Consider the following 1,195-nt stretch of genomic DNA (forward strand, 5'->3'; position numbering starts at 1 on the left):
GGTGGGTCGTGCCGGACGTGGTATTGATCATGCCGTCGGTGTGTTGATGTCGGGCGTGGAGGATGGGGATATTCACGAATTTTTCCGTGACTCGGCCTTCCCTTCCGAGGTGCAGGTCAATGAGATCTTGCAGGTGTTGGAAAGCAGCGATGGTTTGTCACTTCGCAACATTGAGGAGCAAACTAACCTGCGCCATGGCCAGATCGAAAAAGCATTGAAGCTGCTGAGCGTGGAAAACCCTGCACCGGTCATCAAAGATGGCAGCCGTTGGCTGAGAACGCCAGTAAGCTATCAAATGGATCAGGCTCGAATTGCTCATTTAACCGAGCAGCGTGTACAGGAATGGCAGGAGGTTAAGGCGTATCTGGATGATGCGGGCTGCAAAATGACTTTTTTGTGCCGAGCGCTGGACGATCTTGATCCCACGCCTTGCGGTCAATGTGCATCATGCTTGGGTCAGCCTGTTATCAATGCTCCGGTTGATCCTGCTTTGGCGCATCGTGCAGGTATTTTCCTTAAACACGCAGAAATGGTGATCACCCCAAAAGTACAGGTGGCGACCAATGCATTTTTGGAGTACGGCTTTAGAGGCAATCTACCTCAGCAACTTCGCGCACAGGAAGGCCGTGTTTTATCCCGCTGGGGTGATGCCGGTTGGGGACGCATGGTTGCCGACAGTAAACATGCCGGGCGTTTCAGTGATGAGTTGGTTGAAGCTATGGCGGAAATGATTCAGCAGCGGTGGCAGCCCAACCCTGCGCCTCAGTGGGTGTGCTGCGTACCCTCGCGTAATCATCCTGAATTGGTACCAGATTTTGCCCGCCGTTTGGCTGCACGTATAGGTCTGCCGTTTGTGGATGCCCTCAGCAAAGTGAAAGACAACCAGCCGCAAAAAGGCCAGCAGAACCGCTTCCACCAATGCCGTAATCTGGACGGTGCCTTTGCTGTGACGCAGCTTTATCAGGGGCAACCGGTTTTGCTAGTGGATGACATCTTGGACTCCGGCTGGACGCTGACGGTCATCGCGGCACTGTTACAGCAAGCAGGCAGCGGTGTGGTCTATCCTGTTGCACTGGCTTCATCTTCGGTAAAAGACTCATGAATGTATCCAGCTTATTATCTCCCACAGCGCAAGCAACCTTGCTGCTGACCAGTTATTTTTCAAAAGCCAGCAGCGAGACTGCCAAGCCGCTTA

1 protein-coding gene is annotated in these 1,195 nt (G+C 53.2%); it reads left to right on the top strand.

The annotated features are described in order from the left end of the window. The coding region (locus tag IBX50_RS20640) for a ComF family protein (protein WP_292258323.1) at positions 1-1,102 on the top strand (1,102 nt) is incomplete at its 5' end. Positions 1,103-1,195: the final 93 nt, after the last annotated feature.

Source organism: Marinospirillum sp., assembly GCF_014859565.1.